The sequence below is a fragment of the Deinococcus cellulosilyticus NBRC 106333 = KACC 11606 genome (genome assembly GCF_007990775.1).
Lineage (GTDB): Bacteria > Deinococcota > Deinococci > Deinococcales > Deinococcaceae > Deinococcus_C > Deinococcus_C cellulosilyticus.
The window spans coordinates 54,673-76,711 of sequence record NZ_BJXB01000006.1; the positions used below are offsets into that span (position 1 = coordinate 54,673).

General features: G+C 56.4%; 21 protein-coding genes. 16 read left to right on the plus strand and 5 right to left on the minus strand.

The genetic code is table 11. From position 1 onward, the window contains the following. Nucleotides 1–12: 12 nt before the first annotated feature. The 4 genes from DC3_RS08175 (at nt 13) to DC3_RS08190 (ending at nt 3,825) form a co-directional block, all read left to right on the plus strand. Nucleotides 13–1,125: a M24 family metallopeptidase gene (locus DC3_RS08175; RefSeq protein WP_146883861.1), complete on the plus strand. Its 1,113-nt coding sequence runs from the start codon at nt 13–15 to the stop codon at nt 1,123–1,125. Nucleotides 1,126–1,205: 80 nt separating this feature from the next. Continuing rightward, nucleotides 1,206–2,135: a glycoside hydrolase family 43 protein gene (locus tag DC3_RS08180; RefSeq protein ID WP_146883862.1), complete on the plus strand. Its 930-nt coding sequence runs from the start codon at nt 1,206–1,208 to the stop codon at nt 2,133–2,135. Between the two features lie 239 nt (nt 2,136–2,374). Next, nucleotides 2,375–3,085 carry a 2-phosphosulfolactate phosphatase gene (locus DC3_RS08185; protein ID WP_146883863.1) on the plus strand — a complete coding sequence of 237 codons (711 nt, stop codon included), beginning with the start codon at nt 2,375–2,377 and terminating at the stop codon, nt 3,083–3,085. Further along, nucleotides 3,082–3,825, plus strand: a complete 744-nt coding sequence (locus DC3_RS08190; RefSeq protein WP_146883864.1) for a WecB/TagA/CpsF family glycosyltransferase — start codon at nt 3,082–3,084, stop codon at nt 3,823–3,825. Before DC3_RS08185 ends, DC3_RS08190 begins: the two co-directional genes overlap by 4 nt. Before the next feature lie 30 nt (nt 3,826–3,855). On the opposite strand, the gene DC3_RS08195 is transcribed toward DC3_RS08190, so the two are convergent. After that, the gene (locus DC3_RS08195; RefSeq protein ID WP_146883865.1) at nt 3,856–5,139 is read right to left on the minus strand and encodes a DUF2254 domain-containing protein; all 1,284 of its coding nucleotides are present in this window, start codon (nt 5,137–5,139) and stop codon (nt 3,856–3,858) included. A 235-nt stretch (nt 5,140–5,374) separates the two neighbouring features. On the opposite strand from DC3_RS08195, the gene tnpA reads away from it, so the two are divergent. Beyond that, nucleotides 5,375–5,776, plus strand: a complete 402-nt coding sequence (tnpA, locus tag DC3_RS08200; protein ID WP_146883866.1) for an IS200/IS605 family transposase — start codon at nt 5,375–5,377, stop codon at nt 5,774–5,776. Beyond that, the gene (locus DC3_RS08205; RefSeq protein ID WP_146883867.1) at nt 5,776–6,927 is read left to right on the plus strand and encodes an RNA-guided endonuclease InsQ/TnpB family protein; all 1,152 of its coding nucleotides are present in this window, start codon (nt 5,776–5,778) and stop codon (nt 6,925–6,927) included. Before tnpA ends, DC3_RS08205 begins: the two co-directional genes overlap by 1 nt. A 3-nt stretch (nt 6,928–6,930) precedes the next feature. Here DC3_RS08205 and DC3_RS08210 read toward each other — a convergent pair whose 3' ends face one another. Further along, the gene (locus DC3_RS08210) at nt 6,931–7,383 is read right to left on the minus strand and encodes an Lrp/AsnC family transcriptional regulator (protein ID WP_146883868.1); all 453 of its coding nucleotides are present in this window, start codon (nt 7,381–7,383) and stop codon (nt 6,931–6,933) included. 124 nt (nt 7,384–7,507) lie between these two features. On the opposite strand from DC3_RS08210, the gene purN reads away from it, so the two are divergent. Beyond that, complete coding sequence (purN, locus tag DC3_RS08215) at nt 7,508–8,455, plus strand: phosphoribosylglycinamide formyltransferase (protein WP_146883869.1); 948 nt, start codon at nt 7,508–7,510, stop codon at nt 8,453–8,455. Between the two features lie 59 nt (nt 8,456–8,514). Then, the gene (gene purD / locus DC3_RS08220; protein WP_146883870.1) at nt 8,515–9,768 is read left to right on the plus strand and encodes a phosphoribosylamine--glycine ligase; all 1,254 of its coding nucleotides are present in this window, start codon (nt 8,515–8,517) and stop codon (nt 9,766–9,768) included. A 54-nt stretch (nt 9,769–9,822) separates the two neighbouring features. Here the strand turns inward: purD and DC3_RS08225 are convergent, their stop codons facing one another. After that, nucleotides 9,823–10,731 (minus strand): hypothetical protein, encoded by a 909-nt coding sequence (locus DC3_RS08225; protein ID WP_146883871.1) that lies wholly within the window; start codon nt 10,729–10,731, stop codon nt 9,823–9,825. A gap of 280 nt (nt 10,732–11,011) precedes the next feature. On the opposite strand from DC3_RS08225, the gene DC3_RS08230 reads away from it, so the two are divergent. Genes DC3_RS08230 through queC form a run of 3 tightly spaced genes read left to right on the plus strand, consistent with a single transcriptional unit; the run spans nt 11,012 to nt 12,819 of the window. After that, nucleotides 11,012–11,416 (plus strand): 6-pyruvoyl trahydropterin synthase family protein, encoded by a 405-nt coding sequence (locus DC3_RS08230; RefSeq protein WP_146883872.1) that lies wholly within the window; start codon nt 11,012–11,014, stop codon nt 11,414–11,416. A gap of 6 nt (nt 11,417–11,422) precedes the next feature. Continuing rightward, a complete protein-coding gene (locus DC3_RS08235) occupies nt 11,423–12,115 on the plus strand; it encodes a 7-carboxy-7-deazaguanine synthase QueE (protein ID WP_146883873.1) in 693 nt (230 codons plus the stop codon). An 8-nt stretch (nt 12,116–12,123) separates the two neighbouring features. Beyond that, nucleotides 12,124–12,819 carry a 7-cyano-7-deazaguanine synthase QueC gene (gene queC, locus DC3_RS08240; RefSeq protein WP_146883874.1) on the plus strand — a complete coding sequence of 232 codons (696 nt, stop codon included), beginning with the start codon at nt 12,124–12,126 and terminating at the stop codon, nt 12,817–12,819. A 49-nt stretch (nt 12,820–12,868) separates the two neighbouring features. Here queC and DC3_RS08245 read toward each other — a convergent pair whose 3' ends face one another. Beyond that, entirely contained in the window at nt 12,869–15,760 is a 2,892-nt protein-coding gene (locus DC3_RS08245) for a DUF2135 domain-containing protein (protein ID WP_146883875.1), read from the minus strand. Between the two features lie 129 nt (nt 15,761–15,889). Here DC3_RS08245 and DC3_RS08250 point away from each other — a divergent pair, with 129 nt between their 5' ends. Genes DC3_RS08250 through bioA form a run of 5 tightly spaced genes read left to right on the plus strand, consistent with a single transcriptional unit; the run spans nt 15,890 to nt 20,243 of the window. Then, nucleotides 15,890–17,083 (plus strand): aminotransferase class I/II-fold pyridoxal phosphate-dependent enzyme, encoded by a 1,194-nt coding sequence (locus DC3_RS08250; RefSeq protein WP_222594724.1) that lies wholly within the window; start codon nt 15,890–15,892, stop codon nt 17,081–17,083. Next, nucleotides 17,080–17,685: an alpha/beta fold hydrolase gene (locus DC3_RS08255; RefSeq protein ID WP_146883876.1), complete on the plus strand. Its 606-nt coding sequence runs from the start codon at nt 17,080–17,082 to the stop codon at nt 17,683–17,685. The genes DC3_RS08250 and DC3_RS08255 overlap by 4 nt, the downstream gene beginning before the upstream one ends. Then, nucleotides 17,682–18,422, plus strand: a complete 741-nt coding sequence (locus DC3_RS08260; protein WP_146883877.1) for a methyltransferase domain-containing protein — start codon at nt 17,682–17,684, stop codon at nt 18,420–18,422. The genes DC3_RS08255 and DC3_RS08260 overlap by 4 nt, the downstream gene beginning before the upstream one ends. Then, nucleotides 18,419–19,012: a dethiobiotin synthase gene (gene bioD, locus DC3_RS08265; protein ID WP_146883878.1), complete on the plus strand. Its 594-nt coding sequence runs from the start codon at nt 18,419–18,421 to the stop codon at nt 19,010–19,012. The genes DC3_RS08260 and bioD overlap by 4 nt, the downstream gene beginning before the upstream one ends. After that, the gene (gene bioA / locus DC3_RS08270; protein ID WP_146883879.1) at nt 19,002–20,243 is read left to right on the plus strand and encodes an adenosylmethionine--8-amino-7-oxononanoate transaminase; all 1,242 of its coding nucleotides are present in this window, start codon (nt 19,002–19,004) and stop codon (nt 20,241–20,243) included. Before bioD ends, bioA begins: the two co-directional genes overlap by 11 nt. A 43-nt stretch (nt 20,244–20,286) precedes the next feature. Here the strand turns inward: bioA and DC3_RS08275 are convergent, their stop codons facing one another. Continuing rightward, entirely contained in the window at nt 20,287–21,963 is a 1,677-nt protein-coding gene (locus DC3_RS08275; RefSeq protein WP_146883880.1) for an ABC transporter ATP-binding protein, read from the minus strand. Nucleotides 21,964–22,039: the final 76 nt, after the last annotated feature.

A 22,039-nucleotide genomic window follows, 5' to 3' on the forward strand; every position in this document is an offset into this window, starting at 1 on the left:
CAGGGGAATCAAATGAACGAGCGCCTTGAAGACATCCAGCTCAAAACCCAGAAGGTCCGGGAAGTCCTGCAGCAGACAGGTGCTGCCGCAGTGCGTTTCAGAGGCATCGAATGGTTTGGCTGGATCACCGCCGGGGGCTCCAGTGCAGTGCTGCAAACCGTGGAAGGCGGGGTGGCTGAAGTTCTGGTCACTCCCACGGAATACATTGTCCTGACCGACGAAATTGAGGCCCCCAGAATTCGGGATGAAGAGCTCCCTGAAGGCACCCGCATGCATGCTGTGCCCTGGACTGCGCCCCAGCAGGCACAGCAGTTTGTGCAGGGCCTGATCGGAGAGGGGCAAATCCTCAGTGACCGTCCTGCTCCGGGTGAATTGCCCCTGCCTGAAAGCCTGTATCTGGTCCGGCATCAGCTGACTGCTTTTGACATTGAGCGCTACCGGGAACTGGGCCGCCTCGGTGCACAGGCCATGACCGAAGCGATGTTGAAAGCCAGACCCGAACACACCGAAAACCAGCTGTCCGGTCTGGGGGCACTTGCGCTCAGGGACCGTGGCCTGGATGTGGGCCTGATTCAGGTGGCAGGGGAGAGGCGACTGCAGTTGTACCGTCACCTGCCTCCAAATGATGACGTTCTGGGGAGGCAGGCCATGATGTCCTTCTGTGCCCGCAAAGGGGGCCTCTGGGTGAGCCTGACCCGCTTTGTGGCCTTTGGGCCTCTGACCGATGCGCAGCTAGAAAAACACCAGAAACTCCAGCAAATCGAAGCTGCTCTCCTCGCAGAAACTCGACCTGCAAGCACCATGGGGCACCTGTACCAGACCGTTCTCAATGCATATGCTTCGCACAGAGAGGCGCATGCCATTCAGGAACACCATCAGGGAGGCCTGACCGGATATGGCTGTCGTGAACGGGTGGCGACTCCCGGGGATGCCTACACCCTGCAGGGCACCCAGGCTTTTGCCTGGAACCCCAGTCTGCGCGGAGCCAAGCTCGAAGACACCATCCTGATGCACCCTGACTCCACGCTGGAAGTCCTGACCCTGGACCCCACATGGCCCACCCAGGATGTGCAGGGTCTTCCCAGACCCACCGTATGGCAGCATCGCACTCCCGAACACGCCTGAATCTTCTCCTTTCCGATGTCTTTCATTCCCTTGTCCCCCATCCCCTCTGCAGGATCTCATTCTGCTGACAGGAGCCGAGCATGACCTCTCTCAATCCGCTGTATCCAGACTATTTCGCTGACCCCTTCATCCTGAAACACCAGGACCGCTATTACGCTTTCGGAACAGGCCGCAGTGCCCGGGAAGGCATGGCGTTTGAAGTCCTCACCTCTCCAGACCTGCAGAAGTGGGAATCTTTAGGGGGAGCCCTCCTCCCGGTGGCAGGCTTTGAAGAAGGAGACTACTGGGCCCCTGAAGTGGCCCACCACAATGGCAAGTTCTACATGTATTACAGTGTCGGGCATGGCGACAAGGGCCACCACCTGAGGGTTGCGGTATCGGACCGACCGGAAGGTCCCTACCAGGACCAGGACATTCGCATGGTCCCCAATGAGCCCTTTGCCATTGACCCCAGCCCCTTTCAGGACGAGGACGGACAGTGGTACCTCTACTATGCCAGAGACTTTCTGGACGGTGAACGGGTGGGCACCGCACTGGTGGTGGACCGTTTAAAAAGCATGACCGAACTGGAAGGCAACCCCCAGGTGGTCCTGCGGGCAAGCCAGGACTGGCAGATCTACCAGCGTGACCGTGAGATGTACGGAAGAACCTTTGACTGGCACACCCTGGAAGGCCCTTTCGTGGTCCGACGCAATGGCAAATATTACTGCTTCTACTCCGGAGGGGCCTGGATCAACGACACCTACGGAGTGAATTACGCTGTGGCAGAGCATCCCCTGGGTCCCTGGGTGGAGCCCCACAACCACGCCAGCATCCTCAACACCCACCTGACCGGGCTCACCGGGCCTGGTCACAACTCGGTGATTGTCACCCATGATGGCAGCGACGGGATTGTTTTCCACGCCTGGGATGATGACCGCACCCGCAGGCAACTGTACATCCTGCCTCTGGTGTGGACCCCGGAAGGTCCCAGGGTCGAGCGGTCTCCAACCGTGCAGGTGCAATCTTAAAATCAGGGGTGGGTTTTGCAAGGGCGGGCCGTGTGCTCGTCCTTTTGCTGTGGAGGGGTTTCCAATCTCCTGGACCCTAACCCTGAGGTGTGATGTAGAGTTTTCACGCCTCTGTTGCTTGCCCTACCGCCTGGACGTGTGTCACCTGATGCCTGTGCTAAAATCACTGCGGAACGTCACCCTTCATCCCTGAACTGTTGCCCAATTTTGTGCAATGGAGGGTGCGTCTTGGAGGTCTCATGCGCTTAAAAGTTGATCTTCTGCCCAGAGGCTCCTACCCGGATGTGGTGATCCTGGTGGATGTCCTCAGGGGCACCACCAATGCCCCCATTCTGCTGGAGGCCGGGGCACAACACATCTACCTCACGCCCAGTCTGAAAACCGCCCGTCTGTATGCCCAGGAAAACAACCTGTTGCTGGTTGGGGAGCGGGATGGCGTGCCCATCGAGGGCAGCAATTACCCGGCCAGTCCTGCAGAGCTTCGCAACCTGAGTCTGGAGCGGGACGTCATGTACATGGCCCAGAGCACACCCCAGGCGGTGCGCAACCTTCAAGGAGCGAAGCATGTGCTGCTGGGCAGCTTTTACAATGCCCGTGCTGTGGTGAAAACCGCTGTGGAACTCGCCACCGAAGAAATCGCCATTGTTTGCACCGGACATGACGGCAATGAAACCCTCGAAGACACTGTTTGTGCCGGATTCCTGGCCCGACGCATCGAAAAAATGAAAGAGGTGCAGCTTCTGGATGCTGCCCGCATGGCGATGGCCCTGGTGCGTGCTTTTCCTGATGTGCAGGAGGCTCTGGTTCAATCTTCAACAGGGCAGCAATTGCAGAAACTCAGGCTGTACGAGGACATTGCAGTTTCCAGCCTGATTTCGCAAACTGATAGGGTGCCGAAGTTGCTGGAAGTGATTCACCACGAAGAAACCCCCGTTTACAGGTTCCAATGATGCAGAGACTGTCCCTGTTCAATTTTCCCGTTGATCCCCTTGATCTCGAGGGTGTGGTGGAAAGACTTGAGGGCTGGATGGGCTCCTTTGATCCCCATACGGTCATCACCCTCAACCCCGAAATTGTCATTCAGGCAGAAGAGGAAGATGCCGAACTCGCACAGGTGATCCGTGCCGCAGATCTGGTCAGTGCAGACGGTGTGGGCATTGTCTGGGCGGTCAAAAAGATGCTGGATGTGGATTTGCCTGGCCGGGCCTCTGGCATCGACATTGTCACCCGATTGATGGAACGCCAGGGGGCGAACCTGCGGGTGTTCTTCCTGGGTGGAAAACCTGGAATTGCTGAACTTGCTGCCAGGAATTCATCCGAGAAATATGGTGTGCAGATTGCAGGCTTCGATCACGGTTACTTCAAGGACGATGGCAACGAGGACCTCAAACTGGCTGAAAAGATCCGTGCTGCTTACCCACACCTCCTGATCACCTCACTGGGTGCCGGGCGGCAGGAGAAATTCAATCACCGGCACCGCAACCGCCTGAAAGTGCCCATCATGATTGGTGCAGGTGGCACCCTTGATGTGCTCTCGGGAACGGTGGAACGTGCTCCGGAATGGACCCAGAAAATGAAAGTGGAATGGGCGTACCGCATCCTGGGCGACCGCAAACGCTGGAACAGGTTCCCCCGCCTGATGAAATTCGCCATGCGGGTCCAGAACGCCAAACCCATCGAGAAAAAGTAAACGCAGGAGCCAGAACAGGGCAGCAGGCTTTCAGGCTTTCTGTCCTGTTGCCTGTGTGGTTGGAGCACTGCCCTGACCTCTGTAATGCCTCAACACTGCCTGGTACCTTCTCTTCAGGTCCTGCTCGTCTTCAGGGCTGCTGAGGTTTGCTTTACCAGCTTCCCAGACCATGCGGGCATGGCGCAGGACATGTTCCTGGTATTCGGGTTCATCCAGCACCTCCATCACCACCGCAAGCACCTCCAGCATCCGAATGGTGATCGCTGGGGATTTCGAGCCGAACTGGCGGATCAGGTGGAACATTTCATCAATGAGGCCACCGAACGTCACCATGGGCTGAATCAGGCGCACGTTGCCCTGTGCATCCAGATGAACACCACTTCTGAGGTAACGCTTGCGAAGCAAACACAGACCGCTGCCCATCCGGTCCATGCAGGTGATCACCGTAAAAGGATCTTTGAGCCCTGACTCCATGCTTCTCACTGCAATTTCGTTGATCTGCCTGACAGCGAACTCAGGATCATGTTCGGTTTTGCGGAAATCACTGAAGCGCACAAAGGGCTTCAGGTCGAGGGGTTTGCTGCATTCTGCAATGACCATCCCCGGAAAGGCATACTGTCCCGGACGGATTCGCAACTTCAAGACAGCGTCGTTTCTCTGCAGATGCTTGACCAGTGCTTCAACACGGATCTCGTGCAGGTTGCCTGCGCCAGTGGCATAGATGTACGTTGGGTTCTCGATGGATGGATCTGGGCACGTCATGGGAGGCAGGGTGTCCGAGACATCCATGATGGTTTCATGCAGTGTTCGTCCCAGACGGTTCACCAGTGCAGTGATGTTCATGGCCTGCGTCATCAGGTAGATGAACATGATCAGGAAACCCGCACTCAGGTAGGCCAGCAGCACTGCGACATTGACCGTGAGCAGAGGGACAGGATCGGTGGCAGGGGTGCTCTGGATGGCCGCAATGGTCCACAGGTTGAAGCCAAACGTGCCCAGCAGCACCCCGAGCGTCAACTGGCTCCTCCAGTCCTGGGTGAAGTCTTCCAGAAGCCTCGGGCCCATGTCGCGGGAAGCAAAGGACAGGGCTGCAATGCTGATGGTGAAGGTACTGGCCACAAAAGTGTACATGGATGCAGCCACGGCATACACCAGATCATGGGCACCTGTCAGGGACTGCACATGCCAGAGCATCATGCTGGCCGAAAAGTTGCGAACCTGGTCCAGATACAGGCACAGGTGGGCTACCGTCAGAAACAGCACCAGGGTGCTGGCAGGAATGATCCAGAAATGACGAAACAGGCGTGAGTGCATTTTCTCATTCTAAAAAGGCAGTCCCAGAGTTCTGAAACAAAAACCTCAAAGAACGTTCATGGAAAACCCCAAAACAATGTGTGAAGGGCAACTGCTTTTATAAAAACGGGTCTGGGTTCTGCATCCAACCCCTTCAGGGGTTGGATGCAGAACCCAGACCACCCACAGAGTAGCGGTGCTTGCATGTGTAAGTAGACTGCTGACAATAACACGCTTCCTGTGTTAGTCTATCTGCATGGCTGACCAGTACAAACACTTCAATACGTCGGTCTACTTGCTGAACTATCACTTTGTCTTCATTCCCAAACGTCGTAGAAAAGTGCTGGTTGGCCCCGTCGAAACTCGCCTTAAGGAACTCCTGACCGAGAAGTGTGCTGAATGCAAGTGGGACATTCTTGCCTTGGAAGTCATGCCGGACCATGTTCACCTGTTCCTGTCTGCCAAACCCGACGTGGCTCCAAACCAGATCATGCATGCCCTCAAGGGGTACACCTCGCGTGTTCTGAGAAGAGAATATCCACACCTGAACACATTGCCTGCCCTCTGGACCCGCTCTTTTTTTGTCTCAACGGCTGGTGTCATCAGCAGCAAAATGGTCGAAAAGTACATCGCTTCTCAGAAGACACGGGATGCCTGATGCTCAAAGCCTTTCGCTACCGACTTTGCCCCACCAAAACCCAAGAACAGGAGTTGTTCAACCAGTTGGACCTTTGTCGGAATTTGTATAATGCTGCACTGCAAGAACGCATCGGGGCATACAAAAAAGCCAGAGTCACTCGCAACTATTACGACCAGGCCAACATGCTGGGAGAAATCAAAGCAGCGTTGCCTGAGTACAAAGGTGTCTACAGCCAGGTGCTGCAAGATGTTCTAAAGCGTGTGGACAAGGCACATCAGGCTTTTTTCCGGAGAGTAAAAGCAGGTGAAAAACCAGGATTCCCAAGGTACCAGGGCCGTGGTCGTTATAACTCTCTGACCTATCCACAATCCGGGTTTTCGCTGTCTGATGATGGACGTACAGCCAATTTCAGCAAGATTGGAAACATCCGAATTCGTCTCAGTCGTCCTTTGGAGGGCAAGGTGAAGACGGCGACCATCCTCCATGATTGCGGAGAATGGTATGTCAGTTACGTGTGTGAAATCCAGGCAGAACCCCTCCCTCCAACAGGAAATTCAGTAGGTTTGGATGTGGGGACCACCTGGTTTGCCATCACCTCTGCTGGGGAATTTGTTGAAAATCCTCGATACTTCCAGCGGGCATCCCAAAGGCTGCGGGTGGCACAACGCGCCGTTTCTCGCAAGCTCAACAAGCAGAGCAAGCGCAGGAAGAAGGCCATTCAAAGGGTCGCCAAGATTCACCGTAAAATCTCAAGACAAAGGCTCGACTTTCACCACAAAGTGGCCAACAAGCTTATTCGAGAAAACGACCTGATTGCTCACGAAGACTTGAATGTCAGTGGTATGAAGCGCGGGAATCTGGCTCGCAGTATTCATGATGTTGGGTGGTCCCAGTTTTTCCAGATCCTCTCTACCAAGGCAGAATGTGCCGGGAGAAAGGTTGTTCGCATTGATCCACGATTCACCTCACAGACATGCCATCGGTGTGGTCATGCCTGCAAGGAAAACCGGGTCTCTCAAGCGAAGTTTAAATGTGTTCAGTGTGGTCACGAGCAGCATGCTGACGTGAATGCCGCACGAAACATTTTGGCTCGGGCAGAGCCTTCGGTGGTTCACGTAGCGGGTTGCCGCAAGCGTTCACCGAGCATCCAACGGCTTGAGCCGTTGTGAGTGTCAAGCTTTGGGTGTCACTTCTTTGAAGGCAATCGGGTTGGACAGCACAATGCTGGTCTGGCAGGTGAACCCCATCTCAATGAGTTCTGCCAGCACCTTCTCCAGTTCACTGATGTTTTCCACAGCCACCCTGAGCATGCAGGAGTTTTCTCCGGTCACGGAGTAGCACTCCAGCACCCCATCGCGCCTTCTGGCCCAGTCGATCAGGATGGGATCTTTCTGGCCGCTGTCCTGCACACCAATGAAGGCCATCACTTTGCGTCCCAGGTTCTGGGGAAGCACACGTGCCGCGTACCCGACGATCACCCCGGCATCTTCCAGGCGGTTCACCCGCTCTGCAGTTGCGGGTGCTGAGAGTCCAATGCGCCTGCCCAGTTCACGCATGCTGAGGCGGGCGTCCTGCTGCAGTTCTTGCAAAATTCGGGTGTCGAGGTCATCCAGCTTGCTTTTCATTTGGCAAGTAACAGTGTACAGATTTCGGATGGGGTTGGGAAGCCGGGAGCGGAGACCTGCAGAGCCTGAGCAATGACTAACCCGGCCTGAGGGACCACTGGTGCATCATGCTACAATTCGCCTGATGAAACGTATCGCTGTCTTTGCTTCGGGAAGTGGAACCAACCTGCAGACCCTGCTGGGCTGGTTTCCCCACAAGGATTCCCGGGCGACCATCACCCTGGTGATCAGCAACAAAAAAGAGGCTTTCGCTCTGGAACGTGCAAAACAGGCCGGAGTCGAGGCGGTTTACATTCCCTGGAAGAAAAATGGCCGGGAGGAATTCGAACGCCAGGCCCAGGAACTCATGCTGGAGCGCCAGATCGATCTGGTGGTGCTGGCCGGTTTCATGCGCATTTCCAGCGATGCTTTTGTGGAACACTGGCGGGGCCGCATCATCAACATTCACCCCAGCCTGCTCCCGGATTTTCCGGGTCTTCATCCCCAGCAGCAGGCCCTGGATGCTGGAGTGTCCCGTTCTGGCTGCACAGTGCATTTTGTGGACAACGTGCTGGATGGAGGAGACCCCATCCTCCAGAAAGCTGTCCCCGTGCTGTCTGAGGACACTGCTGAAACGCTGGCAGCCCGCATCCAGCCCGCAGAGCATGAAGCCTACCCTCAGGCTGTGCGGCTCTGGCTGTCCGGTCTGGCTTTTCCGGTCCCGAACCTCTCTGAGGGTGAGGCAGAATTTGGCCCGGCTTTCGGTCAGGTCCTGGACACCTGGAAAGCACAGAACTGGAGTGTGGCCCAGAAGCAGCATGCTGTGCGGGTGGCCCGCATTCTCAGGGACTGGGAAAAGCCAGAGCAGGTCCTGGATGCTTTGCTGCTGAAATCCAGCCCTGAGATCGCTCTGGCCCGCAGTGCCGATGAACTGCGCCTGGGATTTCTGGGTTTAGAGCCCCTCGAAGAGCGGCGTGCAAAGTGGGACAGCCGGGACCGTCTGCTGGAACGGGCTGCAGCCCTGAACCTGCGTGAGGCTTTCGAAGAAACCCTCTCTGAAACAGCCCAGGAATGGGACCGCACCACTTTCTGACCCCTGAATTCATTTTCACAGAGACACCAAACCTGTACACAACCCTGAAGGAGACAACCATGAAAGTCCTGGTGGTGGGAAGTGGTGGCCGCGAACATGCCATCGTCAAAGCCCTGAAGAAATCGTCCCGAATTGAACAGCTGCTGTGCATCCCGGGCAATGCTGGCATTGCAGAGGATGCAGAGTGCATCAGGATGGGTCTGGAACCTGAAACCGTTGCTCAGTATGCAAAAGAGAACCACGTGGATTTTGTGGTGGTTGGGCCGGACAACCAGCTTGCAGATGGCATGATCGATGCCCTGCAACAGGTGGGCATCCGCGCTTTTGGTCCAGTGAAGGCGGCAGCCAGGCTCGAATGGTCCAAGCGCTACTCCAAAGAAATCATGGCAAAGTACAACATTCCCACTGCCGCTTACCAGAGCTTCACTGATCTGGAGGCTGCGAAAGCTTACGTGCGTGAACAGGGTGCGCCCATTGTGGTCAAAGACTCTGCTCTTGCTCTGGGCAAGGGTGTCACTGTGGCCCAGACGGTTGAAGAGGCACTTTCTGCACTGGACGCCATTTTTGACCGTCCCAGTGGGGCCGAGGTGGTCATTGAGGAGTTCATGCAGGGCATGGAAGTTTCCATCATGGCCTTTTGCGACGGTAAAACAGCTGTCATGATGCTCCCCAGCCAGGACCACAAAACCATTCATGACGGTGATGTGGGTCCCATGACGGGTGGCATGGGTGTGATTGCGCCTTTTCCCCTCACCAATGAACAGAAAGACCGCATCCAGTCCGAAATCCTGGATCGCCTGATGGCAGGCATGCAACAGGAAGGATTGCCCTATCAGGGGGTCATCTATCCGGGCCTGATGCTCACGGCACAGGGACCCAAAGTGGTGGAATTCAACTCACGTTTTGGGGACCCAGAAACGGAGTGCATTCTTCCCCTGCTGGAAAGCGACCTGCTCACCATTCTGGAAGCCTGTGTGGACGGCTCCCTGACCCCGGATCTTGTGCGGTTCAGTGAACAGGCCAGTGCCCTGGTGATTCTGGCTTCTCCTGGATATCCTGCCAGCAGCACCAGGGGCATTCCAATCCAGTTGCCAGACGTTCCTGAGCACGCCATCATTTTTCATGCTGGAACAACGCTGCAGGATGGACAGCTCGTTTCCAGTGGGGGCCGTGTTCTGGCCGTTCAGGCAACAGGTCAGGACCTCACGGAAGCCGTCACCCGGGCCTATCAGGTGGCCGACCAGATTCGGTTCGAAGGCGCCCAGATGCGCCGGGACATCGGAGGAAGGCTGGGCATCAAAGCGAAGGTCTGAAAGCAAACCCAAAAGCAGCCCAGATTCAAACCTGGGCTGCTTTTCTTTGATCGGTCATTTCCTGAGTTTGCTGTAATCCTCGTAGGTGAAGACTGCCAGGCCACCATAGCCACTGTGCGTTTTCATGGTGGTGTTGACCTGCGTCAGGATGCTCTCCATCTTGCGGGTTCCTTCTTCGTAGAAGGTGGTGCTGGCCGGGCTCAGGCCGTTTTCGTTCTTGGTGTTGACCCCAAGGACCACTTTTTTGCCAACAGCTCCAGCAAACAGGATTTCGCTGTAACCACTGTTGATGATGCCCTGCGTGGTGTCCCGGTAGTCCATCAGGACGGTGGTGTCCACAGCCGAGATGATCCACTCGGACAGGGGGCGGATCTGGCCATTGCGGGCCACCTGAATTTCATCGAACCAGCAAGGGATGTCCACACTGAGAGGCAGGGTGGTGCCCAGGGTGGATTTCACCTGATCCAGCATGTCGAGGTACTGGCTGGCCACGCCCTGGGTGTTGGCAGACCATTCTGGGAGCAGGTAAGGTTCCACATCCAGATGCAGGGCGGTGCCTTTGACTGCAGGGTAAGTGTTGACAAACTCTGCTGCTTTTCTGGCAAAGGCCACAGCTTTGTATTGTGATCCGGTCAGGGCCCACTCGGGGTGTCCGGTCAGCAACTCGACTTTGAACTTGCGGCCCACAGCATCCTGAATGAATGCAGCAAGCTGGGCAGGACGGTTGTGCACGTTGTATTCGGCTTCCAGGTAGATGTTGTTGATGGGGTGACTGGCAGCGAAGTTGTAGAAGGTGGTTCTGGCCTTGGACTGACCCACCAGATCCGTGTACGTCCAGACGGCAGCACCAAAAGAGAGGGCTTCAGGGTTGAATTCAGACGGGGTTTCAGAAGTGGGGGCAGGTTGCTGTGCGCAGCTGACCACAAGAAGAAGCAGAGCAGAGAGCCAGACGTGGTGACGCATATGCCTTCAGGATGCCATAAGTTTGGCTTCATGTGTTTACAATTTCGTTTCATTAATGTTGTACATTTCTCTGATCTCATTTTAGAATTTTGTTGTCTGGTAAGGCAATCAGATGAGAGTGATTTCGTTACAAATGAGATGTTTCAGTGTCTTTACCTTTCTCATCTGTAATAAAATGCTCTGGGATGGCCCTGCTGGGAGTGGATTGCTGGAACCCTTTGGGGCACACCTGAGACGGATGCACACTCTGCTGCATGCACATCGTATACACTCTTTGGGTATGCCTTGGAAGCTGGTTACGGAGTTCACGTTTGACAGTGCCCATGTGATCGTCGGTTACGACGGTCCATGTGGAAGGCTGCATGGCCACACCTACCGGGTGAAAATGGAACTGCAGTCTGAGAAATTGCGCCCGAGTGCGCACGTAAAACGCGGCATCATGGTCGCGGATTTCAAAACCCTCAAGTGGGCCAAAAAAGATGTGGAAAAAGGTGGCCTGGACCACGCCTACCTCAACGACCTGCTGGGAGACGACACCACCGCTGAGGTGATCGTGCAGCACCTCTACCGCAAGACCCTGGAGCGCATCCGGGAAAACCTTCCAGAAGGGGACGATGGCAGCGACCTGAAGTTGAAAGTCACCCTGTGGGAGACCCCTGAGTCCTACTGTGAATACTGGGAGTGAGGCCAGATGAAGTATCCGGTCTATGAGCGCTTTTACACCTGGCAGGGGGAAGGGGTCCATCTGGGCAGGGCAGCATACTTCATCCGTCTGTATGGCTGTCCCCAGAAGTGCTTCTGGTGTGACAGTGCAGGCACCTGGCACCCGGAGTATCGTCCTCCTCAGGTGGGCCTGTATTCTGCCCAGGAGCTTGCAGACTTTGTGGTTCAGGAGAGCCCTGATGGTGCGGTCGTGGTGGTCACCGGAGGAGAACCCATCCTTTTTGATCTCACCGAACTGGTGGAAAGGCTTCATGCTGCAGGACGCAGGGTGCACCTGGAAACCAGTGGAATCGCTCCACTCAAAGGGGGCATTGACTGGGTGACCCTCTCGCCCAAGCCATTTGGCATGCCTCCCCTGAGGGAAGTGGTGGAACTCACCGATGAGGTGAAAATCATTGTGCATGACCTCTCAGACATTCAGGCAGGTCTGAAGGTGCTGGAAGGTCTGCCAGATGATGCAGTGATCTGGCTGCATCCTGAGTGGTCAAAAGCCCGCGAAAAAGACATGACGGTCCTGAACGCCATCACCCAGGCCGTGAAAGAAAACCCCAGACTGCGTGCCGGGTACCAGATGCACAAAGCTTACCGTGCCGACGATCTGGACCCCCACAGCGACAAAAGGCAAATTCCCCTCGGGGGCAACCCTGAACTGGGGGTGTAAGGAGAAACATGACCCGCAAAGCTGTTGTGCTGCTCTCAGGTGGTCTGGATTCCAGCACCACCGCTGCCATTGCCAAACATGAAGATGGATATGAGGTGACCGCCCTGTCCTTCCGGTACGGGCAGCGTCACACCATCGAACTCGAACAGGCCCAGAAGATCGCAAACCACTTCGGCCTGAAGCATTTCGTGGTGGATGTGAACATCTCCCAGTGGGGGGGCAGTGCCCTCACCGACGAGTCCATTGATGTGCCGACATCAGGGACCGAAGATGGAGTCATCCCACCCACCTACGTTCCTGGCCGCAACACGGTGTTCATCTCGATTGGTCTGTCTCTGGCAGAAGCCATCGATGCAGAAGCCCTGTACCTGGGGATCAATGCCGTGGATTACTCCGGTTACCCCGACTGCCGCCCGGAGTATCTGGAGGCTTTCCAGAACCTGGCAGACCTTGCCACCAAAGCTGGCCTGGAAGGTAGAGGTGCAAAACTGAAAGCGCCACTGGTGCTGATGACCAAGGTGGACATCGTGAAAAAAGCCCTGGAACTTGGTGTGCCCATCGACCAGACCTGGTCCTGCTACCAGGGGGGAACCGAGCCTTGTGGGGTGTGTGATTCCTGCCGCATCCGGGACAAAGCCCTCATCGAAGCGGGCAGGCCGGACCTCGCCTCCAGGTACGCCCAGGAGCATCTGGGTCAGCAGTGAACGCTTCATGCAAAAGCCCCGGAGAAGTCCTCCGGGGCTTTTCTGATGCTCATTTCACTTCAAATTCGCCCACAAAGACATTTTCCTTCTGGTCTTTGAGCCTCAGCGTGATGAGCTGTTCTTTTTGCTCTTTCGTGCCAAAGTGAGTGATCAGTTTGGCCTGCAGCGTCACTGCTCCGGCAATCACCTGCTGTCGGTTGCCGTAATAATCCGCCTGGATGATGTATTTGCCCGGTTTGGCGCTTTTCAGGGTGAATTCCTCAGGTCCATAGCCTCCGGTCATGTCTCTGGAGATCCTGCCCCCCTGATAACTCAGGCGGTGCCCGTAAAACACCCGTTCGCCGTTCGGATCGGTGATCCACAGGTCCATGTCGGTGTTGTCGGCATCCCAGGTGAGCACCACCCGCAAATCCACCGGAAGGTCTTTTTTCAGGCGGCTGTCCATGAAGCTGGTGTCCAGCTTCTGGTCAGACGAGTGCAAAATGGCATTCAGTTCATTGAGGGCAATCAGTTCCACCTCACTGAAGCGGGCATCCCAGGTGCGCTCCACCACCTGATACAGGTTCTCAATGGCCTTCTGGGGGTTGTTGGCCTGTGCGTGAGCCAGTCCCAGATCCCGGAAGCTCTGCGGCTCATATGGGGCCAGTTTGACCACGTCCTCGAGCAGTGGGATGGCCAGTTCAGGATACCCCGCCTGGAGGTAACGGTAGGCCTGAATCCGCAGAATGGAGCGGTTCTCCAGTTCCAGTTCCGACAGGTTGCTCAGAACCCGCAATGCAAGGTCGTCCAGCTTGTGGTCAAAAAGCTGGTCTGCCACATCCAGGTAGAATGCTGTGCTGTTCTCATAACTGGGCCGCTCGTCCAGATAGATGCGGTACAGGTCTTCGGGTTTGGCTTCCTGCATCCTGCGAATGTAGGGGGCATCTGCCGTCCATTTCTTGAGCTGGATGCTGATCTGGTTGCCAGAATTGGGTGTACCACCTGAAGGTGCATTTGCGGCGACCTCGGCAGGTTCAGATGCATTGGGCCTGACAACAGGGGCTGCCAGGGCATTGGCAGTGGGAGCCATGTCTACTGCTACACCTGCTTCTTCCAGTGCACTGGTGTCATTCACAGCATCGAAATAGGCAGAGGGTGATGGATTCACAGGCCCTCCTGTCTTCTTCGGCGCTTCGGGTGCTTGCGGTTTGCCTTTGGGGAAATCCTTCAGCCACCAGTTCTCGTAGTCTTGCAGCAGGGCCAGCACCTGATTCTGGTGGTTCTGCTTCTGCAGGATTGTGGTGTTGTTCTGCTCCTTGTGCAGCATCTGGTACTCTGCCAGAAGTTCAGCAGGGGGTTCAACTTCATACCGCACATAATCCCGCACGCTGTCCAGCACAATCAGGGAGGTCTGGGGGGTGACCAGATTGAACTGCTTGCCCAGCCTGCGGATGGCGGCCTCATTGAAGCGCTCCTCGCCGCGCAGGTTTTCCACCTTCCAGCTTGCCCAGAGTTTCGCCACCTGTGGACTGCGGGTTTCTCCAGCATTCACCCTGAGGGTCTGGGAGGTCCCATTCACCTGAAACTGCAGCACTGCAGTGTTTTCTGTGAACTGTCCTGCCACCACCCAGGCATCGGCATCTTCATGGACCACCACTTCTTTTGCTCCTCTGGTGGTCAGGTTCTCCAGCACCTGTTTGCCGGTCAGCAGTTCCTGAAGGGCCTGTTCAGAACTGAGGCGGGTCAGGTTGATGCCCTTGCCAGAGCTTCCTGCCAGATGGTGCAGGCGCACCGGGTCACTGCTCTGGGCAGAGGACAGCGTATAGGTGGGCACATCAGAGGTCTGGATCATTGCGGAGGTCATGTTGTCCAGGCCATCGGTAAAGATCAGGCGCTCGGAGACAGCAGGGCAGTCCTGCAGGCAATTCAGGGCTTCAAAGTTTGTTCCACCGTCATACACTGTGTTTTCCAGGGCTTTGCGCAGGGCAGACCAGTTTCCGCCTTTGACCTCGAAGGTTTCTGCGCCCTCTGCCACATTTCGGAACCGCACCAGACGGACCGTGATGTCCGGGAAGGTCCTGAAGTACCCCTCCAGCAGGTCAAATTCCCGGTCATGATCCCTTTTGCGCCCAGAGAGGGAACTGTCCCACAGGAGTTCCACCCTGGAGGGTTTCTGGCGCTGCGCCTCCACCTGGGGTTTGGGAACCACGGTCATGAAGTACCTGTGGCCATTGAGGTTCTGTGTGAAGGATTGCATCCCATCCAGGGGAGGCATCACCACTTCCAGCATGCCACTTCCGGTGAAATTCACCCGGTCCAGTTGCAGTTTCTGCGCGTCCTGGCCTCTGGGTTTCAGTTCCACATCTTCCAGGTCCTCTGGCACGCGAAGTTCTGCATCAGGTGCATTCGCAACGAGGTTGACCCGCAGTCGGGAAAGCTCTGTGTAGGCCAGAGGCAGGCGGTAGATGCTTTCTCCATTCAGGCTGGTGAGGCGTTCGGAGACCACCAGTTTCACCTTTCGAATGCCCTGTGCTGGCAGAGGGTACACCCTGACCTTGTAATTGTTGCCTTTTGTGACCTGCAGCAGGGCGGGGTCCACATTCTGCCTTGTCACGTCTTCGAACACCTGTTGAGCTCTTTGTTTTTCGACGGCCACCGCTTCCCGCCACTGGCCCTCAAAATCCAGGGCGAAACCCGTCACGGTCTGGCCTTCGAGCAGGGGGAACTCCAGTTCGCCTTCCAGCACGCGGCGGTTCGGGTTGTAAAAGGTCAATTCGATTTCAGTGCGTGCAAAAGGACCACTGAGGTCCGCGTTCACCTGAACCGTTCTGAGCTGCACCGGGCTTTCCTGCGCCTGGGTGTGCACGGTCAGGATGGGCCGGGGGACAATGCTCTGGGCACTGACCTGCGGGGCCTGGGAGACCATCAGCAAAGCGGCACTGAGCAACAGCCATTTGTACATTTTTCACCTCTGGTGCAAGTTTGGAATCGGGTTCTGTCTCTGGATTTCCGGTTTTTGAATCTGGGCGGCTGACTGTATGTTAGGCCAGAAAAGTGTGAGACTTTACAGTCCATGTTAACCTTGTTATTGATGGAAAGTTTACACAACAGGTGGAATCACCTGAAAAACGCATTGCAACAGTTGCAGGATGAACAGCTTCTGCGCAGCCTGACCCCCACCAGACCCGGCAAACGTCCAGGCTGGATTGAACGGGCAGGCCAGCAGATGCTCGATCTGGCTTCCAATGATTATCTGGGGCTCTCCAGAGCAGCTTTCGTCCCAGATGATCCAGTGGTGGAAGACGCACTGCACTGCCATGCCAGTACTGCTTCCAGGCTGGTGGTGGGCAACCATCCCATCTACCCGCACCTTGAAACCCTGCTGTCGCAGCTCAAAGGCACAGAGGATGCAGTGGTTTTCGGGAGTGGATATGCAGCCAACACAGGCACCCTGGCTGCACTGGTGTCCAGGCACGATGTGGTGTTCAGTGACCGCCTCAACCATGCCAGCCTGATCGATGGCATTCGGCTGAGTGGGGCCAGACTGGTGCGCTATCCCCACCGGGACATGGACTTTCTCGAAGAGGCCCTGAGAAGCACCTCCTGTCAGGGCAGACGCTGGATCATCACGGATGCAGTTTTCAGCATGGATGGCACAGAGGCTCCCTTGCCGGAAGTGGTGCGATTGAAACAAGAGTACGGTGCCTACCTGATGCTGGACGAAGCCCATTCTGCTGGGGTCTATGGGCCTAATGGGGCAGGGCTGGCCCATCATCATGGCCTGCACAGGCATGTGGACATCCTGATGGGCACCCTGGGAAAAGCCTACGGTGCCCACGGTGCCTACATTGCAGGAGACAGGGTGCTGATCCAGTACCTGATGCAAACGGCTCGCAGCTGGATGTTCACCACGGCCCTGCCTCCCAGTGTGATGGCAAGGGCTCATCTGAATGTGAAAGCCTCTCTGAACATGCAAATAGAACGGGAGCAGTTGCACCAGCATGCCCGAATGTTCAGAGAACACCTCAGGCAACATGGACTGGACACAGGGCAGTCCAGCAGCCAGATTGTCCCTCTGATCGTGGGTTCCAATGCACAGGCCGTTCAACTGGGTCAACTTTTGCAGCAGGCAGGCATTGCTGCCGTACCCATCCGACCTCCGACGGTTCCCAGAGGCACAGCCAGAATCCGGTTCTCACTCTCTGCTGCCCACACACCACAAGACCTCCATTGGGCAGCAGAGACAGTGGTGCAGATGTGGACTGTCCTGAGGGGCAAAGCATGATGTCCATCCTCTGGTTGCATGGCTGGTCTTTCACCCCAGAAGTGTGGAAACCCCTTCAGGACCTCCTGCCCGAATTTACACATCACCCCATTTCCTATCAGGGGTGCAAAACAGCACAGGAAATGCAGCAGAAGGTTTCAGACACCATCAGGGACCTTGCGCCGGATCTGGTTGTCGCATGGTCCCTTGGGGCCACCCTTGCTCTGGGCTGTCCCTGGATTCCCAGACTGGTGGTGGTTGCAGGCACACTGCGTTTTACCGATGTCTGGCCAGAACGGGTGCTGAACCAGATGATCCGGCAGCTCCATCAAGATCCTGAGCGTGTTCTCAATGCCTTCAGACAGCACATTGGAGCTCCAGCACCGACCCGACAGGAACTCGATGCCTGGCCCACTGATACCCTGATCGCAGGCCTTGAAGTGCTGAGGGACACGGAGCAAACCCTTGAACCTCTCCCTGAACTGCTGTGGATTCATGGAGAGAAGGACCCACTGGTCAAACCTCCTGCGCACCTGTCCAGAACCGACATTCCAGAAGCAGGTCACCTTCCCATGCTGACCCACCCTGAAATGCTTGCTTCCCTGATCATGAGGTTCAGATGAATGCCATCGAGGCTTTCTCTCGCCATGCCCACACCTATGAAGACCACGCCACGGTTCAAAAGCGGGTGGCGCACAGGCTCCTGGAATGCCTGCCGTCTTCAGCCCAGATCAGGGAGATTCTGGAACTGGGTTGCGGAACAGGACATTTCAGTGACCTTGTACTCCAGAAGCATCCCACAGCCCACATGACCCTGCTTGATCCTAGTGAAGCCATGCTGGAACAGGTGAGGCGCAGGCCATGGAGTTCACAGGTCAACCTGATTCAGACCTGTGCAGAGCAGTACCGTCCAGAAGGTCCTCAGGACCTGATTGTGAGCAGCTCTGCTGCGCAGTGGTTTTCCCATCCGATCAAGGACCTCAAACGTTACCAGCAGTTTCTCAGGCCAGGAGGAACACTGGCGTTTTCCGTTTATGTTGAGGGCACACTGCAAGAATGGAACGAATGCGTCAGGGAAAGCTGCAAGAGGCATGGTCTGGCGGCTCCAGCACATCAGGGACTTCTCAGCATTGCTCGGTGGCAGAACTGGTCAGATCTGAGGTGCTTCACAGAAACCCATACCCTGTTGTACCCAGATGCATTTCAAGCACTGAAGGCCATTCAACGCACAGGAGCGGCAGGCTCAGATGTTCAGCTGCCAGCCCACGTCATGCGCGAAGCCATCCGCATTTACGGCTCCCGTTACCCTGAAGGGGTTCCAGTCACCTATCAGGTGTTTTATGGAAAGGTTCAAAAATGAAAGGTTATTTTGTCACGGGAACAGACACAGGAATTGGAAAAACGGTGGTCAGTGCCGCACTGTGCCTGAAATTGCAGGCCAGTTATTTCAAGCCCATCCAGACCGGACCAGATTCGGACACAGGCACTGTGCAGGCCCTCAGTGGAGCCTTTGCTTTTCCCCCTGTCCATCACTTCCCTGATCCACTGTCTCCACATGCTGCAGCACGCAATGCAGGAGCTTCGATTGACCCCAGCGGCATTCAGGTGCCCTCTCGGAGACCTCTGGTGGTGGAGGGAGCAGGAGGGGTCATGGTCCCCCTGAACGACAGGCACCTGATGCTCGACCTGATCCAGCAGATCGGGCTTCCGGTGGTGGTGGTGGCTTCCACCCGACTGGGCACCATCAACCACACTTTGCTGACCCTGCAGGCCCTCAGAATGGTTGGATGTCAGGTGCATGGGGTGGTGCATGTGGGAGAGCCAGACCCCATCAGTCTGGAAGCGATAGAACACCATGGAAAGAAAAAGGTGCTGTTCCAGATGCCCTGGCTGCCAGAGGTGACCCCGCAGGCCCTGCAAAAAATTGCAGGAGAGATGCATGGCTTCTGAATTCATCTGGCCCCCCTTCACCCAGACCCGCACGGCACCGGAGTCCATCAGGATCATGCGCGGAGAAGGGGCTGTGCTGTATCCCGAGGAGGGACCACCCCTCCTGGACCTGATTTCGTCCTGGTGGGTGAATTTGCATGGTCATGCTCACCCTCACATTGCACAGGCCATTGCAGAGCAGGCACGCACCCTGGAACATGTGATTTTTGCCGGGTTCTCCCATGCTCCTGCCGAAAAGCTGGCAGAAAGGCTCTGCAGCCTCACTGGCCTGGACCGCATGTTTTTTTCCGACAACGGGTCCACCAGTGTGGAAGTCGCCCTCAAGATGGCCCTGCAGTTCTTCCAGAACGCAGGTGTTCCCAGAAAGAGGCTGCTGGCCCTGGAAGGCGGATACCACGGAGACACCTTCGGGGCGATGGCGGTCGGGCACAGCTCTGGATTTTACGGGCCTTTCCAGCACCTGCTTTTTGAGGTGGATGTGATGCCTTTCCCACATGACCCCGATCACACCCTGCAATGGCTCCAGACGTATCTGCAAGAGCACGGAGACCACCTGGCAGCAGTGATTCTGGAACCCCTGGTGCAAGGAGCTTCAGGGATGCGCATGTACCCTCCCACCTTTCTGGAGGTGGTCTGTGATCAGGTCCATCAGGCCGGATGTCTGGTGATCCTGGATGAGGTGATGACCGGGTTCTACCGCACTGGAACGCTCTTTGCTTTTCAGCACACAGAAATTCTTCCCGATTTCCTGTGCCTCTCCAAAGGCATCACCGGAGGTTTCATGCCCATGGGTGCGACCCTCACCATCGAGCAGGTGTTCAGGCAATTTGAAGGGGAAAGCTTCCAGATGGCTTTTGCACACGGGCACTCCTACACTGCCAACCCACTGTCCTGTGCAGCGGCCCTGGCCTCCCTGGACCTGCTGACCTCTGCAGAAACCCTGGTGAACATCAGGCGCATCGAGCAGCAGCACCATGGTTTTTTGCAGACTTTGCAGCAACGCCCTGGCATGATGAACCCCAGAGTGCAGGGCACCATTCTGGCTTTCGAATGGCAGGGGTCAGGTGCTTATGGCTCCCAGAGCAGCCTGAACCTGAGGCAAGCTTTTCTGGAGGAAGGTCTGCTGTTGCGCCCTCTGGGAAACACCATCTACTTGCTGCCCCCTTACTGCATCACCCCAGAGCAGCTGGAGAGGGCATACCAGAGCATCCTTGAAACCCTGACCACATGAAAAATTGCCCTGCATCATCTGCAGGGCAATCAGGGGTTCAGCTTCAGTCCTGATCAGGATTCTGGACGGGTTTGTTCAGGCTTGACCCCGCAACTGCACCACCACTGTCCCGGTCCACTTCAGGAGCACTGGAGTTGGGGCTGCCCGAAGGCACCGCAGCACTTCCCTGCAAGCCCTGATCTGGAATGGGAGGGGCGTTCCTGACCCCGGCCATCATCAGGCCGAGCTGCTCCTGGGTGGCTTTCTCGGCGTCCACCTCGCCCACGATTTCCCCTTCAAACATCACCAGAATGCGGTCTGAGAGGTTCATGACCTCGGTGAGGTCTGCACTGACCAGCAGCACCGCCAGGCCCTGGTCCCTGGCCGCCACAATCTGCTTGTGGATGAACTCAATGGCCCCAATGTCCACCCCACGGGTCGGCTGACTGGCAATCAGGATTTTCGGGCTCTTGGCCATCTCACGGGCCACAATGATCTTCTGGGCATTCCCCCCGGAGTACTGGCTCGCCAGCAGGCTGGTGCTTCTGGGACGCACATCGAACTTGTCACTGCGCTCACGGGCCACCTGCTCGATCTTTTCGAGGTCCAGCAGACCCAGGAACCCGGCGAAGGGTGCACGGGTGTGCTGCCCCAGAATCATGTTCTCGGCGGTGGTCATGTCCACCACCAGACCCCGCTCGTTGCGGTCCTCTGGAATGTGTGAGACCCCGGCAAGGCTGACCCTGGCGGCATTGGCCCGGGGAAGGTCCTTGCCCTGGTACAGGATGCGCCCACCATTGATGTGCATCAGGCCCGTGATGGCCTCCACAAGCTGGCTCTGGCCGTTCCCCTCGATCCCGGCAATGCCCACAATCTCACCGGCCCGCACCGAGAAGCTCACGTTGTTCACGATGGGCTTTTTATGGCCTCCCTGCACAACAACATTTTGCAGTTCCAGAGCGATCTCTTTGGGCTGTGGTGGGGCTTTCTCCACACTGAGCACCACGTCACGGCCCACCATCATGCGGGCGATTTTGATTTCGGTGGCGTCACTCGCATCGATGGACCCGATCATCTTGCCGTCACGGATCACGCTGATCTCATCGCAGAGTTCCAGAACCTCGTGCAATTTGTGGGAAATGAAAATCACGCTGTTTCCTTGCGCAATGTAATTGTTCTTCAGGAAGGAGAACAGTTCACGTGTCTCATTGGGGGTCAGAACTGCAGTGGGTTCGTCCAGAATCAGGATTTTGGCCCCACGGTACAGGGTTTTTAAGATCTCCACCTTCTGTTGCAGGCCGACAGGGAGGTCTTCAATCTTTGCATCTGGATTCAGATCAAATTTGAACTGGTCAATCAGCTCCTTGACCCGCTTGCGTGCAGCTCCGTAGTTGATGCTGGTGCCCTGGGTGGGTTCCATCCCCAGAATCACATTCTCGGTCACGGTGAGGGGTTCCACCAGCATGAAGTGCTGGTGCACCATCCCGATGCCCTGCGCAATGGCGTCCTTGGGGTCATGGAAATGCACCTGCTGGCCATTCACCCAGATTTCGCCACTGGTGGGGGGCTGCATCCCGTAAAGGATCTTCATGAGGGTGCTTTTCCCCGCGCCGTTTTCACCCACCAGCGCATGAATGCTGCCCCACTTCACCTTGAGGTTGATGTTGTCATTGGCCAGCACCAGGGGAAAGCGTTTGGTGATGCCCCTGAGCTCGATGGCAGTTGGTTTGGCCTGCGTCATGGGCCCATACTACTGCCTTTTGATGGGTCTAGACAAGGAACAATGCGAACAATGGCAGAAGGCCAAAGGCAGAAAG